15 protein-coding genes are annotated in these 14,278 nt (G+C 65.6%); 8 read left to right on the plus strand and 7 right to left on the minus strand.

Annotated elements, in window-relative coordinates; genetic code table 11:
* Positions 1-3: 3 nt before the first annotated feature.
* The 5 genes from DZC73_RS05130 to DZC73_RS05150 form a co-directional block, all read right to left on the minus strand.
* Positions 4-951 carry an ABC transporter permease gene (locus DZC73_RS05130; RefSeq protein ID WP_235834986.1) on the minus strand — a complete coding sequence of 316 codons (948 nt, stop codon included), beginning with the start codon at positions 949-951 and terminating at the stop codon, positions 4-6.
* A gap of 8 nt (positions 952-959) precedes the next feature.
* On the minus strand, positions 960-2,525 hold the full coding sequence (locus DZC73_RS05135; RefSeq protein ID WP_124539085.1) for an ABC transporter substrate-binding protein: 1,566 nt from the start codon (positions 2,523-2,525) through the stop codon (positions 960-962).
* Positions 2,522-3,760 carry a M20 aminoacylase family protein gene (locus DZC73_RS05140; protein WP_124539086.1) on the minus strand — a complete coding sequence of 413 codons (1,239 nt, stop codon included), beginning with the start codon at positions 3,758-3,760 and terminating at the stop codon, positions 2,522-2,524. Before DZC73_RS05140 ends, DZC73_RS05135 begins: the two co-directional genes overlap by 4 nt.
* 1 nt (position 3,761) lies before the next feature.
* Positions 3,762-4,745, minus strand: coding sequence for an ABC transporter permease (locus DZC73_RS05145; protein WP_124539087.1), 984 nt, complete (start codon positions 4,743-4,745; stop codon positions 3,762-3,764).
* A 247-nt stretch (positions 4,746-4,992) separates the two neighbouring features.
* Positions 4,993-6,045 carry a porin gene (locus DZC73_RS05150; protein ID WP_124539088.1) on the minus strand — a complete coding sequence of 351 codons (1,053 nt, stop codon included), beginning with the start codon at positions 6,043-6,045 and terminating at the stop codon, positions 4,993-4,995.
* Between the two features lie 291 nt (positions 6,046-6,336).
* Here DZC73_RS05150 and coq7 point away from each other — a divergent pair, with 291 nt between their 5' ends.
* A complete protein-coding gene (gene coq7 / locus DZC73_RS05155; protein WP_124539089.1) occupies positions 6,337-6,960 on the plus strand; it encodes a 2-polyprenyl-3-methyl-6-methoxy-1,4-benzoquinone monooxygenase in 624 nt (207 codons plus the stop codon).
* A 4-nt stretch (positions 6,961-6,964) separates the two neighbouring features.
* On the opposite strand, the gene DZC73_RS05160 is transcribed toward coq7, so the two are convergent.
* Positions 6,965-7,390, minus strand: a complete 426-nt coding sequence (locus DZC73_RS05160; RefSeq protein ID WP_124539090.1) for an OsmC family protein — start codon at positions 7,388-7,390, stop codon at positions 6,965-6,967.
* A gap of 463 nt (positions 7,391-7,853) precedes the next feature.
* Between DZC73_RS05160 and ilvA the strand changes: the two genes are divergently transcribed.
* Both ilvA and DZC73_RS05170 read left to right on the plus strand, forming a co-directional pair.
* Positions 7,854-9,437, plus strand: a complete 1,584-nt coding sequence (gene ilvA, locus DZC73_RS05165; protein ID WP_124539091.1) for a threonine ammonia-lyase, biosynthetic — start codon at positions 7,854-7,856, stop codon at positions 9,435-9,437.
* A gap of 106 nt (positions 9,438-9,543) precedes the next feature.
* On the plus strand, positions 9,544-10,608 hold the full coding sequence (locus DZC73_RS05170) for a nicotinate-nucleotide--dimethylbenzimidazole phosphoribosyltransferase (protein WP_124539092.1): 1,065 nt from the start codon (positions 9,544-9,546) through the stop codon (positions 10,606-10,608).
* 25 nt (positions 10,609-10,633) lie between these two features.
* Here DZC73_RS05170 and DZC73_RS05175 read toward each other — a convergent pair whose 3' ends face one another.
* Positions 10,634-11,287, minus strand: a complete 654-nt coding sequence (locus tag DZC73_RS05175) for a type II secretion system protein N (protein ID WP_124539093.1) — start codon at positions 11,285-11,287, stop codon at positions 10,634-10,636.
* A gap of 52 nt (positions 11,288-11,339) precedes the next feature.
* Here DZC73_RS05175 and gspG point away from each other — a divergent pair, with 52 nt between their 5' ends.
* The 5 genes from gspG to gspK are packed head-to-tail and all read left to right on the plus strand — an operon-like array spanning position 11,340 to position 14,213.
* Positions 11,340-11,789 (plus strand): type II secretion system major pseudopilin GspG, encoded by a 450-nt coding sequence (gspG, locus tag DZC73_RS05180; RefSeq protein ID WP_124539094.1) that lies wholly within the window; start codon positions 11,340-11,342, stop codon positions 11,787-11,789.
* A gap of 12 nt (positions 11,790-11,801) precedes the next feature.
* Positions 11,802-12,236, plus strand: coding sequence for a prepilin-type N-terminal cleavage/methylation domain-containing protein (locus DZC73_RS05185; protein ID WP_328589475.1), 435 nt, complete (start codon positions 11,802-11,804; stop codon positions 12,234-12,236).
* Positions 12,233-12,595 carry a type II secretion system minor pseudopilin GspI gene (gene gspI / locus DZC73_RS05190; protein ID WP_124539095.1) on the plus strand — a complete coding sequence of 121 codons (363 nt, stop codon included), beginning with the start codon at positions 12,233-12,235 and terminating at the stop codon, positions 12,593-12,595. Before DZC73_RS05185 ends, gspI begins: the two co-directional genes overlap by 4 nt.
* Positions 12,592-13,254 (plus strand): PulJ/GspJ family protein, encoded by a 663-nt coding sequence (locus DZC73_RS05195; RefSeq protein ID WP_124539096.1) that lies wholly within the window; start codon positions 12,592-12,594, stop codon positions 13,252-13,254. The genes gspI and DZC73_RS05195 overlap by 4 nt, the downstream gene beginning before the upstream one ends.
* Positions 13,251-14,213 (plus strand): type II secretion system minor pseudopilin GspK, encoded by a 963-nt coding sequence (gene gspK, locus DZC73_RS05200; RefSeq protein WP_235834987.1) that lies wholly within the window; start codon positions 13,251-13,253, stop codon positions 14,211-14,213. Before DZC73_RS05195 ends, gspK begins: the two co-directional genes overlap by 4 nt.
* Positions 14,214-14,278 lie beyond the last annotated feature (65 nt).

Here is a 14,278-nt window from a genome sequence, read left to right on the forward strand (position 1 = left end):
GATTCAGCGCAGCCGCGGGTTGAGCGCATCACGCAGCCAGTCGCCCACCAAGTTCACGCTGAGGGCGATGAGCACCAGCACGGCGCCTGGGAAGAACGTGATCCACCATTCGCCGGAGAACAGGTAGTCGTTGCCCACGCGGATCATGGTGCCCAGCGACGGCGAAGTCGGCGGCACGCCCACGCCGAGGAAGGACAGGGTGGCCTCGATGATGATGGCCGTGGCGATCTGGATGGTCGCGAGCACGAACACCGGCCCCATCACGTTGGGCAGCACGTGGCGCCGCATGATGCGCATCGGCGAGACGCCGATCACCCTCGCCGCCTGAACATATTCCTTGTTGCGTTCCACCAGTGTCGAGCCACGCACCGTGCGGGCGTACTGCACCCAGCCCGACAGCGAGATCGCCACGATCAGCACCACGAAGGCGAGCAGGTCGTGCGCGTTCGGGAACAGCGCGCGGCCCACGCCGTCCACCAGCAGGGCCACGAGGATGGATGGGAAGGACAGCATCACGTCGCACACACGCATGATGAAGGCATCGGTGCGTCCGCCGATGAACCCGGCCAGCAGCCCCAGGCTCACGCCCAGCACCATCGACACGATGACTGACGCAATGCCCACGACGAGCGAGATGCGCGTGCCGAACATCAGTGCCGACAGGATGTCGCGCCCCTGGTCGTCGGTGCCCAGCAGGTAGGTGGACTTGCCCTCGGCCGACCATGCCGGCGGCAGCCTCGCGTCGCCGAGTTCGATCTTGGCCAGGTCCTGCGTGTCATGCGGCGCGATGACGTTCGCACCCAGCGAGCAGACCAGGAAGACCAGCGCCACGATGGCCGACACGATGGCCACCGGCGAGGTCTTGAAGCTGAACCAGACGTCGCCGTCCAGGAAGCGGCGAAAGCGGCCGGGCGCTTTCACTGCGGGCGTGGAGTCAACAGGCTCGGACAAGGGCACGCTCACTTGATGGTGACCCACTTGAAGAACATGCGGTTGTCCGGCAACTGCGTGAGGGTCACCCTGTTGCTGAAGCCCCAGGCCAGCGCCTGCTGGTGCAGCGGAATGTGGCCCACGTCGTCCATGTGCAGCTTGAAGGCTTCGCGGATGTACTCGTTGCGCCTGGCCTGGTCGGTCTCGGACTGGATCTTCTGCGTCAGCTCGTCCACCTTCGGGTTGCTGTAGCTGCCCAGGTTGAACTGGCCCTGCCCCTTGTCGTTGGGCGTGGCGATGAGCGCAGACAGCGCGTCGTGCGAGTCGCCGGTGCTCGGCGTCCAGCCCAGCAGGTAGAAGCTGGTGTCGCGGCGCAGGATCTTCGGGAAGTAGCTGACCTTGGTCTCCGTCTGCAGGTTCACCTTCACGCCGATGCGCGCGAGGCTGGCCGCCACTGCCTGGCAGATCTGGCCATCGTTGACGTAGCGGTCGTTCGGGCAATTCATGCCCACCTCGAAGCCGTTCGGGTAGCCCGCCTCGGCCAGCAGCTTCTTCGCGGCCTCCACATCGTAGGGAAGGCGCTTGTTCATGTCAGGCTGGAAGCCGCGCACGCCGGGCCCGACCATGAGCGCCGTCGGCGTCGAGGCATTGCGCATCACGCGCGACTTGATGGCCTCGATGTCGATGCCCTGGTACAGCGCCTGCCGCACGCGCCTGTCCTTGAAGGGGTTCTTGCCCTTCACGCTGCTGAACTGCAGTTCGTCGCGCTTCTGGTCCATGCCCAGGAAGATGGTGCGCAGCTCAGGGCCTTGCAGCACGGTGAACTTGCCCGCCGACTTGATGCGCTCCACGTCCTGCAGCGGCACTGGCTCCATCACGTCGATCTCGCCCGAGAGCAGCGCCGCCACGCGCGTCGCATCGTTGCCGATGGGCGTGAAGACGATCTCGTCGATGTTGGTCTCGGGCTTGTCCCAGTAGTTGAAGTTGCGCACGAGCACCGTGCGCGTCGACGGCTGGCGCTCCTTCAGGCGGAACGGCCCGGTGCCGTTGGCCTTGAAGCTGGCGGTGTTCTCCACGCCCTTTCGGCGGTCCACCGGTCCGAGCGCCTTGTTGTCCTCGCACCATTTCTTGCTCATCACGTAGACGTTGGTGAGCACGTCGGGAAGGATGGGGTTGGGTGCAGTGGTCTCGATCTCCACCGTGAAGTCATCGATCTTGCGCACCTCCTTGAACGAGGTGGTGTAGCCGCGCATGTCGCCGGCCGGGTCGGCCGCGCGCTTGAGCGAGAAGACGACGTCATCGGCCGTGAACGGGGTGTCGTCGTGGAATTTCACGCCGTGCCGCAGGTCGAAGCGCCACACCGTCGGCGTCTTTTGCGTCCACTTGGTGGCCAGCAGCGGGATCACGCTCATCTTCTTGTCGCGGCCCACCAGCGCCTCGTACACGCTGGCGGTGAAGCTCAGCTGCAGCGTCTCGTTCAGCGAGTGCGGGTCCATGGACTGCACGTCGCCGACGTTGGCCACGCGCAGCGTCACCGCCTGGGCCGCGCTGGCTGCCAGCAACGCGGCGGCAACAAGAGAGAGCTTGAAGTTCATGATTTCTCCTGGAACGTGGGCAGCGGCATGGCCTGCTCGGCCAAGCCCACGAAGAGCGCGGCGCCGAGCGGAAGAATGTCGTCGTTGAAGTCGTAGCGCGGGCTGTGCAGGAAGCATCCGCCTTCGCCGCCCTGCCCGATGCGCAGGTAGGCACCCGGCTTGGACTGCAGCATGAAGGAGAAGTCCTCCGCGCCCATGCTGGGCGTGAGGTCGCGGACCACCTTGTCATCGCCGACCAGCGAGGCTGCGACATCGCCTGCGAACCTGGCCTCCTCGGCTGTATTGATGGTGGCGGGGTACATGCGGTGGTAGTCCAGCCGTGCCGTCGCGCCGAAGCCGAGTGCGATGGATTCGCACAGGCGGCCCAGGCGCTCTTCGATCATGTCCTGCACCTCACGCCTGAAGCTGCGGGCCGTGCCGATGAGCTGCGCCTGACGCGGAATCACGCTGAAGGCGCCGAGGTCACCTGCCTGCATCGCGCAGATGCTGAGCACGGCGCTGTCCAGCGGATTGATGTTGCGCGAGACCAGGCTTTGCGCAGCGGTGATGATGTGCCCGGCCACCAGCACCGGGTCGATGGTCATGTACGGATGCGCACCGTGGCCGCCCCGGCCCTGGACCGTGATCTCGAAGCGGTCGGCCGAGGCCATCATCGCGCCCGGGTTCAGGCCGATGGTGCCCGGTGCCATGCTGGGCCAGTTGTGCATGGCATACACCGCATCGACTGGAAAGCGCTCGAACAGGCCATCGTCGATCATCGCCTTCGCACCGGCAAAGCCTTCTTCGCCCGGTTGAAAGATGAGGACGACAGTGCCCGCGAAGTCGCGTGTCTGAGCGAGGTAGCGCGCCGCGCCCAGCAGCATGGTGGTGTGGCCGTCGTGGCCGCAGCCGTGCATCAGGCCGTGCGCTGAGGAGCGCCAGGCAAAATCGTTCTCCTCGCGCATCGGCAGGGCGTCCATGTCGGCGCGCAGGCCGATGCTGCGGACCTTGGCGCCCTGTGCGGCCTGCGTGCGTCCGCGGATGATGCCCACCACGCCCGTCTTGCCGATGCCGGCGTGCACCTCATCCACACCGAAAAGCTTGAGCGCCTCCACGACGCGGCCGCCGGTGCGATGCTCTTCGTAGCCGAGTTCAGGATGCGCATGCAGGTCGCGCCTGAACGCAGTCAACTCGGCGTGCCAGGATGACAGGCGCTGATACGCACCGGATCGCGCGGGGTCGACGGCCTGCAGCATGTCAGTGCGCTCCTGCGGATCGCTCGATGCGCAGCCTGGGATCGACCGCGAAGTACAGCAGGTCCACCACCAGGTTGATCAGCACGAAGATGAGCGCGATCAGGCACAGGTAGGCGGCCATCACGGGGATGTCGGCGAACTGCACTGCCTGGATGAACAGCAGCCCCATGCCGGGCCACTGGAACACCTGCTCGGTGATGATCGCAAAGGCGATCAGCGAACCGAGTTGCAGGCCGGTGATGGTCATCACCGGCACCAGCGTGTTCTTCAGCGCATGGCTGAAATACACCACCCGGTTGGGAAGCCCGCGGGCCCGCGCGAACTTGATGTAGTCGGAACGCAGCACCTCGAGCATCTCCGCTCGCACCAGACGCATGATGAGCGTGAGCTGGAATGCCGCGAGCGTGATCGCGGGCAGGAGGAGGTGCCGCCATCCATCGATGCTCAGCATGCCCGTGGTCCAGCGGCCGAGATCGACCACATCGCCGCGGCCGAACGCGGGCAGCCATCGCAAGTTGGCGGCAAAGATCCAGATGAGCAGGATGCCGATGAGAAAGGTCGGCAATGACACGCCCATCAGCGACAAGGTCATGAAAAAATGCGAGCCGGCAGTCCCTCGACGAAGGGCCGAATAGACGCCCATCGGAATGGCAAACACCAGCGCAAGCACGCCGGCGCTGAACGCGAGTTCCAGGGTGGCAGGCAGTCGCTCGACGATCAACGTGGACACCTTCTTGCCGAGCTTCAGGCTCAGCCCGAATTCACCTTTCACCGCGTTGCCGACGAAGTGCGCAAATTGCACCGGGAACGATTGGTCCAGCCCCAGGTCGGCGCGCAGCTGTGTGCGCTGCTCGGGCGTCGCATCCTGTCCGAGAAGGTTGGTCACCGGATCGCCCACGTACTGGAACAGCATGAAGGCGATGAATGCCACCGTCAGCATCACGATGACGGCTTGGACGAGTCGGCGCAGGATGAATGCAAGCATGGTTGACGCTGTGTAGACGCAGCAGGATGTGTGCCGCGCCCCGCGATGGTCCGGCACGATGCAGGTGGTCGCGCCATCGGGGAAGGCTGACCCCGATCTGAGCAAATCGCCTTCAAGGCGTCAAAGGGGAATGCCCGATGAGCGTCGGGACTCGCACACCGGGAGAACCCGTGGTGCATGGAATCGAACAATGAAAAAGGCCGCCCGAAGGCGGCCTTTGAATCGCTGCTCGCAAGCGAGCGTCGAATTAGAACGTGTGCTTCACGCCGACAGCGTAAGCGGTGTTGTTGGTGGCGTTGGTGGCGCGGCCCATGCCCATGTCAGCATAGACGTTGGTGCGCTTGCTCAGCGGGTAGTCGTAGCCCAGGCCCAGCTTGGACTGGGTCTGGTTGCTCCACGGAGCGCTCACCGGAGCAGGCGTATTGGCATCCGGCGTCAGGCGGCCATAGGCTGCCTTCAGCGTGCCGCCACCGATCGGGGCCAAGGCGCCCAGCATCCAGTACTTGTTCGTCAGCGGGGTGGCCGTACCGGCATTCACCTTGGCGCGCGAGTAATAGAAAATCGGCTTGACCATGCCGAGGTCATAGTGCAGTGCGAGGTTGATCAGGCGATTGCCATCTACAGAGGCCGTCGGACCACCCGTGATACCTTCATAGCCAAACGCGGCGTAAATCGGACCGCCGGAATATTCGACGTTGAATCCAGTGTCGCGACCGACCACCCTTTCACCCAGAGCCACGGCCACTTGAGCAGTCAGGCCGGACAGGTTGGGCGACTTGTAGCCCACGGTGTTGGAGGCGCGAACGCCAGAAGCGGCAGCTGTGCCGCCGGCATTGGCCGGGGTCAGGAAACCTGCCCACATCGTGGAACCAGCTTGACCCACGCCGTCCCAGCCGAACGGGTCAGACTTCACTGCGGGCCAGAAAGCCGGCGTGTAGTCACGACCCAGGTAAACGCGGCCAGCAGTCGCCGACGACAGTTGCACGTACGAACGACCTTGCCAGAAGAACGACGGGTTGTTCAGGACGCCTTCGTCCGGGTTGAAGCGGTGCTCGATCTGGAATTGAGCCGACAGGCCGCCACCCAGGTCTTCATTGCCGCGGAAGCCGAGGCGCGAGCCGTTGGACTGCTTCTCGATCCAGGCCTTGGACGTGCCGTTGGCGCTGTTGTTCGGGGCGGTGCCGCCATTGCCCTTGGTCACAGCCAAGTCCAGCGAACCGTAGATGGTGACCGACGACTGGGCCGAAGCGGCACCAGCGAACGCGCCCAGAACTGCGAGAGCGAGCAGAGATTTTTTCATTGCGACTATCTCCTAGGTTGAACAAAGAGGTCCCGATCCGAAAGCCCTGCATCGAGGGCTGACCAGGCCAAACCCCCTCAGCGGAAGTTGGACGTATTGCACCAGACGCCCTCCCCATTGCAAAGGATTCGGGGGCTGAAAAAGGCCTTTATGTTGTCCCGGCACAACGAGGCACCGACGCGAAACTGTCACGAGCGCGACGTACTTCAAGGCCCGCCAAGCGCCCCGTTCCATGAGTGAAAGGCAGTGGCTGCGCTATGCTGAAACTCGTTCCCAACGACTTGCATAGACATGTTCGACCGCCTGCTCATCGCCGCCGACAACGCACTGCGAACCCTGTCTGGAGGTGGACGAGCCAGCAGGCCCAATCCATCGGACGCACTGCAGAGCGATGACGAACTTCAAGCCATCGACAGAGCGCACGCCAGCGGACTGATGAGGGTCAACCACGTCGGCGAGGTCTGTGCACAGGCCTTGTACCAGGCACAGGCATTGACCACACGCGACCCACAACTGCGATCGCACTTCGAACAGGCCGCGCGAGAAGAAACCGATCACCTCGCATGGACGCAGCAGCGCCTGGATGAACTCGGCTCGCGCGCCAGCCTCCTCAATCCGCTCTGGTATGCCGGTGCATTCGGCATCGGGCTCGTGGCCGGTCGCGTGAGCGATGCGGTGAGCCTGGGTTTCGTCGTCGAGACGGAGCGCCAGGTCGAGGAGCACCTGCAAGGCCATCTCGACGAATTGCCCGCAGCCGACCTGCGTTCGCGGACCATAGTTCGGCAGATGAAGGACGACGAAGCACGCCACGCCGCAGGCGCCGAACAAGCTGGCGCGGCCGCCTTGCCCATGCCGGTGAAGTGGGCGATGCGTGCCGCGGCGAAGGTCATGACGACCACCGCCTACTACATCTGACGGTTCAGGCGGCTGCAGCGATCTCGAATGACGTCGTGATCTCCGCCGTCTTGCCCAGCATGATGCTGGCCGAGCAGTACTTCTCGTGCGACATCTGAATAGCGCGCGCGACAGCCGCCTCCGGCACGTCCTTGCCCGTGACGTTGAAGTGCATGTGGATCTTGGTGAAGACCTTCGGATCGGTACTGGCGCGTTCCGACGTCACCTTCACCTGGCAGCCTGACACCTCATGCCTCCCGCGCTTGAGGATGAGCACCACGTCGTAGGCCGTGCAACCTGCGGTACCGGCCAATACCGTTTCCATCGGCCGCGGCGCCAGGTTGCGGCCGCCGCCATCTGGAGCACCGTCCATGACGAGCACGTGGCCACTGCCGGTCTCTGCGACGAATCCCATGCCTGAGGCAGGCAACCAATTGACGGTGCATTCCATGTGCTGCGTTTCCTGTGCGCTTGCTGTGTGGTCGGTGCGCCGTTCGCATGCAGGCACCCATTCGGGGCGCCGCCAGCCCGGCATTCGTGGATTGTGCAACGCATCACGTCATATTCGAGTCGAGAATCTACTGGATTCGCCTCATGGATATTGCAGTGCAGCATACGACCGACTAAACTGCTTCTCACTGGCGATGCGAATTGCCAACCGATTGTCTCCTCCACCTCCTCCATTGGTGGATTCAACCCGAGGTCTCACGACCTCGGGTTTTTCTTTTTTGTGCCCCCAGTCTTTGAGCCCCCCAGTCGCTGCGCTCCTGCCCCCGAGGGGCGCCACCCTGCGGACCGGCGAAGCCGGATCCGCGGGCGTGGCTTGATGTGCGCTTTGCTGGGATCGCTTGGGCGCGCGGGTGCTCACGTATCATCCCGCGCTCGCCACGACGGGCGACCAGGAGAGACAGACCATGACCGGCCGAGCAGGCGGCGCGAGGAGCGCGGGGAAGAACCAGGATGCCAAGGCGTCCACCAAGAAGCTGCCGCTGGCCGCGTACCTGCAGAAGATCCTGACCGCGCGTGTCTACGACGTGGCCATCGAGTCGGCGCTGGAGCCTGCGCGCAATCTGTCGAAGCGGCTGTCCAACCAGGTGCTCCTCAAGCGCGAAGACAGCCAGCCTGTCTTCAGCTTCAAGCTCCGCGGGGCCTACAACAAGATGGCGCAGCTGTCGGCCGAGCAGCTCGAGCGAGGCGTGATCTGTGCCTCTGCCGGCAATCACGCGCAAGGCGTGGCGCTGGGCGCCAAGCGGCTGGGATGCAAGGCGATGATCGTCATGCCCGTCACCACGCCCAAGCTGAAGGTCGACGCGGTGAAATCCTTGGGCGGCGACGTCGTTCTCCATGGCGACAGCTATTCCGACGCCTATCTTCATGCGCTGGACCTGGAGCGCGAGCACGGCCTGACTTTCGTGCATCCCTTTGACGACCCGGACGTCATCGCCGGCCAGGGCACCATCGCGATGGAGATCCTCCGCCAGCACCAGGGGCCGCTGGATGCGGTCTTCGTCGCCATCGGCGGCGGCGGGCTCATCTCGGGCGTGGCGGCCTACATCAAGGCCGTGCGGCCGGAGATCAAGGTCATCGGCGTACAGACCACCGATTCCGATGCGATGGTGAGATCGGTGAAGGCCGGCAAGCGCATCGCACTGCCCGACGTCGGACTCTTCTCCGACGGCACCGCAGTGAAGATGGTGGGCGAAGAGACCTTCCGGCTCACCAGGCAACTGGTGGACGATTTCGTCGTCGTGGACACCGATGCGGTTTGCGCCGCCATCAAGGACGTCTTCCAGGACACGCGCAGCATCCTCGAACCCGCGGGCGCGCTGGGCGTGGCCGCCGTCAAGCAATACGTCGAGCAGCACAAGCTCAAGGGCCAGACTTTCGTGGCCATCACCTGCGGCGCGAACATGAACTTCGACCGGCTGCGCTTCGTGGCCGAGCGGGCCGAGGTGGGCGAGGAACGCGAGGCGCTCTTTGCCGTCACCATTCCCGAAGAGCGTGGCAGCTTCCGGCGCTTTTGCGAACTCATCGGTCCGCGCTCGGTGACCGAGTTCAACTACCGCATCTCCGACGAGAAGCAGGCGCATGTGTTCGTGGGCATCGCCACCACGAACCGCGGCGAGTCGGACAAGATCGCGCGCAACTTCGAGCGCCACGGCTTCAAGACCATCGACCTCACCCATGACGAGCTCGCCAAGCAGCACGTGCGGCACATGGTGGGTGGCCGCAGCGAACTCGCGCGCGACGAGCGCCTGTACCGCTTCATCTTCCCGGAGCGGCCGGGCGCGCTGATGCGCTTCCTGTCCAGCATGCACCCGGAGTGGAACATCAGCCTCTTCCACTACCGCAACCAGGGCGCGGACTACGGCCGCATCCTCGTGGGCATCCAGGTGCCCAGGGACGACAAGTCCGCCTTCCGCGAGTTCCTGGACACGCTGGCCTACCCGTGCGAGGACGAGACCGACAATCCGGTCTACAGGCTCTTCCTGCGATGATCCGACTGGCGCAGCAGGCACCTCCGGCCTCACAATCCGCCCCTGAAGTCCCTCCTCCCACGAGTGTTGTTGGCGTGCGGAGCCTGCCGACCCGCTTGAGCGCCCCATGTCCGTCAACCGTTCGCTGATCGCCCCGACGACCAATCCCACGCTGGAACAGGCGTTGCGGGACAAGCTCAAGCGCCGCAGCGAGACGACCGGGGCACTGGGCGAACTGGAGCCGCTGGCGGTCAGGCTCGGGCTGATCCAGAACACACTCAAGCCGCGCTTCAGGGCGCCGCAACTCGCGCTGTTCGCCGCGGACCATGGGTTGGCGGTCGACGGCATCAGCGCGCCGGGCCGCGCCTCCACCGCGAAGATCGTCAACAACCTGCTGACCTCGCAGCTCGCCGTGTCGGTCTTCGCGCGCATCCAGGGCCTGGAGCTGTCGGTGGTCGACTGCGGCGTGGCCGAGCCGGTGACGCCGCATGCGCGGCTGCTGGCCCGCAAGATCGCACACGGCACGCGCAATGCACGGGTGGTGTCGGCCATGTCCATCGAGCAGGCCCATGCGGCCATCCGCGCCGGCATGGAGATTGGCGATGCCTTGCCGGGCAACGTCGTCGCATGCGCCGGCCTCGGCATCGGCTCCAACGAAAGTTCGGCCCTGGTGCTGTCCAGGCTCACCGGCGCCAACGTGCGCGACCTCGTCAACTCGGGCCCGGCGATGAATCCGGACGACCTCGCCCACCTGCAGGTCGTGCTCTATGGCGCCCAGGGCAAGCACAAGGACGTGACGGATCCGGTCGAGGTGCTGGCTGCCTTCGGCGGCTTCGAGATCGCGATGATGGTGGGCGTGATGCTGGTGGCCGGTAGCAAGCGGCACCTGATCATCGCCGACGGCATGGCCGCGTGCGCCGCACTGATGGTGGCGTCGCGCATCGCACCGGCTGTCACAGACTATTGCATCTACTGCCGCAGCCACAGCCACCAGGGGCTGGACATCGCGCTGTCGCTGTTCCACACGACGGCGATGCTGGAGCTGGGCATGGAGAGCATCGACGGCACCGGGGCCACGCTGGCCTGGCCGCTGGTGAAAAGCGCCGCGGCCCTGCTGACGGAAGTGGCCGAGGGCGAAGACCCCGGACCTTCGCAGCCGGCCAGCATCAACGGCTCATTGCCCGGCGCGTGAAGCGCTGACGCGGCGCGGCAGGCTACTACTGGGTTTCTGCCGGCTGCTGCGGTTGCTGCTGCTGGCGGCTCATCATGCCGCGCGAACGGCGCGGCCCCGCGGTCGGCACATTCGGGTCGCCCTGCCCCATCGGCGGTTGGACCATCGGCGGCGCCACGGGTGCTACCGGCATGGGCGCGGCCGGGATCACCGGTGCCGGGCCGGCCACCGGAGGCACCATCGCTGCAGGGGGTGGCAAGGTTCCTGTCGCGGGAGGTGGCAGAACGGGCAGTTCCAGCACCACCGCGGCAGCGCCTTGGGCCGGTCCGATGGACACCGAACGGTGGTTCACCGACTGCAGCACCAGCTCACCATCGACGGCCGCGCCCACGTGATAGGCCCGTGGCATCTTGCCGTCCACTGCGATCAGCGCGATGCCGTCGCCTCCGGCCTGGCGCGGAGCCATCACGCCCGTGAGCTGAAATCGGGAACTGATTGCCGGCGTTTGAACCGAAACAGGCGCCTGGACTGGCGGTGCCCCGAGCATGCGCGTGAGATCGACGCGGGCTGGGCCGGCGTCGGACGCGAGCTGGGTGTGAAGGGGCGCGACCGGCGGCTTTACAAATAGTCGCAGACCCCAGAACACGGCGCTCGCGGCCACGAGGGCCCAGATGATGAAGGCGGACAGTCTTGCCGGCATATCCGACGATTATGATTCATGCGACTTCAACGGTCCGCCGGGAAATCCACACATGACGAGACTCCAGACCCAAGGCATGCCTGCCATCCATCGCATCCAGCGCGGTTTCACCCTCATCGAGCTGATGGTCGTGCTGCTCATCATCGGCGTGCTGTCGGCGCTGATCGTGCCCAACGTGCTCGACCGCCTCGACGAGGGCAAGGTCACCGGCGCCAAGAGCGACATCAACACGCTCGTGCAAGCACTGAAGATGTACAAGCTCGACAACCAGCGCTTCCCGTCCACCGAGCAGGGCCTGAACGCACTCATCGCCAAGCCCACCACCAACCCGATCCCGCCGAACTGGCGCCCCTATCTCGACAAGCTGCCCAAGGATCCCTGGGGCAATGCCTACCAGTACGCCAACCCGGGCGTGAAGGGCGAGATCGATGTCTTCAGCTTCGGCGCCGACGGCACCGTGGGCGGCGAAGGCAAGGCGGCCGACATCGGCTCCTGGCAGTAAGCCCAGCCCATCGTGAACATCCGGCAGCGCGGCTTCACCCTCATCGAGCTGATGGTCGTGCTGGCGCTCGTGGCGGTGGCCACCGGGCTGGTCAGCCTGTCCATCCGCGACCCGAACGCCACCGCGCTGGAGCAGGAAGCCGCGCGGCTGGCAGCACTGCTGGAATCCGCGCGTGCCGAGTCGCGCGCCTCAGGCGTGATGGTCCGATGGGAACCGCGCACGTCCGACAACTCCGGCGAGTTCCGCTTCACCGGCCTGCCTTCGTCCAACGAGATGCCGAGCAAATGGCTGTCCAACGGTGTCTCGGCGCAGGTGCAGGGCGCCGGCGCGGTGGTGCTCGGGCCCGAACCGCTGATCGGCGCGCAGCGCATCACGCTCAAGCTCGAAGACCGCCAGCTCACGCTCGCGACCGACGGGTTGGGGCCTTTCGAGGTGCAAGGCGAATGAACAAGCGCCGCGCCCGGGGTTTCACGCTGATCGAAGTGCTGGTGGCACTGGCCATCGTGGCGATCACGCTGGGCGCCGGCATCAAGGCGGCCGGCTCGCTCTCGTACAACGCCGAGCGGCTCACCGACGCCAGCCTCGCCCAGTGGTGCGCTGACAACCAGCTCATCAGCCTCAAGCTGTCGCACCCCGGCCTGTCCATCGGCGACAGCGACTTCGTGTGCGAGCAGCTGGGCCGCAGCTACAAGGGCAAGCTCGTCGTGCGGCCCACGCCAAACATCAACTTCCGCCGCGTGGACGCCGCCATGTTCACCGAAGGCGGCCAACCCATCCTCACCGTCTCCACGGTGCTGCCGCGATGAAGCGCCCCCACGGTTTCACGCTGGTCGAGGTGCTGGTCGCCATGATGATCATGGCCATGCTCGCGCTCATGGCCTGGCAGGGCGTGGACGGCATCATGCGGGCGCGCAACTTCAGCCAGACGCGGCTGGACCAGACCCTGCGGCTGAACACCGTCATCGCCCAGTGGGAGCAGGACCTCGCCGCCGTGCAGGAAACCCCGGCCGTCCCCGGCCTCACTTTCGACGGCAGCACCGCCCGCCTCACCCGCCGCGCCGACCGCGGCATGCAGGTGGTGACCTGGTCGCTCAAGCCCTCGCCAGACGGCACCGGCGGCAACACCTGGATGCGCTGGGCGAGCCCCTCGGTGCGCACCAGCGGAGAACTGCAGGAACTGTGGATGCGCACCCAGCAGTTCCAGGGCCTGGAAGCCGGCCAGCTCAAGACGCTCAAGGGCATCAACCAGTGGCAGATGTACTGCTACTGGGGCTCGTGGAGCAACTGCCAGTCTTCCGGCGACGTGGCCACCGCCAAGCCGCCCGACCCCGGCTCCAGCCAGCCACAGCAACCCCAGCCTCCCCCGCAGCGCCAGGCCCTGCCCAGCGGTGTGCGCCTGGTGCTGGACTTCGCGGGTGAAGGCCTGAACGGCAGCCTCGTGCGAGATGTGGCGCTCGGACCATGAAGCACCGCCACCCCGCACATCGCCAGCGCGGCGCGGCCATGCTCACCGCGATGATCATCGTCGCGCTCATCGCCACGCTGGCTGCATCCATGGTGTGGCAGCAGTGGCGCGCGGTGCAAATCGAAGTGGCCGAGCGATCGCGCATGCAGTCCTCGTGGATACTCTCCGGCGCGCTGGACTGGGCCAAGCTCATCCTGAAGGAAGACGCCAAGAGCGGCGGCCCTGACCACCTGGGCGAACCCTGGGCCGTGCCGCTGGCCGAGGCCCGGTTGTCGACCTTCCTGGCCGCCGACAAGGACAACACCGACGAAGGCGGCCCTGAGGCCTTCCTCTCGGGCAGCATCACCGACGTGCAGTCGCGCTACAACCTGCGCAACCTGGTGGACAACACCGGCAAGATCGACGCCACGCAGGTGGCGGCCTTCAAGAACCTGCTGCGCGCCGTGAACGTCGGCGAAGGCGTGGCCGACCGCATCGCCGACGGGCTGCGCCAGGCCATCGCGCCCATGGCCAACGGCGGCAGCCAGAACGGACCGCTGATGCCACGAGAGGTCTCGCAGCTCACCTGGCTGGGCATCGACGACGACTCCATCAAGCTGATGAAGAGCTACGTGACCATCCTGCCCGTGCCCACGCCTGTCAATGCCAACACCGCCAGCGCCGAGGCACTGCTGGCGGCCATTCCCGGGCTGGACCGGGGCACGGCCCAGCGCATCGTGCAATCCCGCCAGCGCAACCCCTTCAAGAGCCCGAAGGACGTGCTGGACCTCGTGCCCGAGGCCGTGAGGGCGAACACGACGGCCACCCAGGTGAACGTCTCCTCCTCCTTCTTCGAGGTCCGGGGCCGTCTGCGCCTGTCCGACCGGGTGCTGGAAGAGAGCTCCCTGGTCGAGCGCCAGGGCACCACCATCGTCACCCTGAGCCGCCAACGGGAGAACAGCCGGGATTCTTCCGAATAGCGAACGGCGAAAACGCAGTCACAATCCTGCGGCCGAGCTACAACAATACGTCCTAAGTCATTGAT

It is taken from the genome of Rhizobacter terrae, from assembly GCF_003852895.1.
GTDB classification, from domain to species: Bacteria; Pseudomonadota; Gammaproteobacteria; order Burkholderiales; family Burkholderiaceae_C; genus Albitalea; species Albitalea terrae.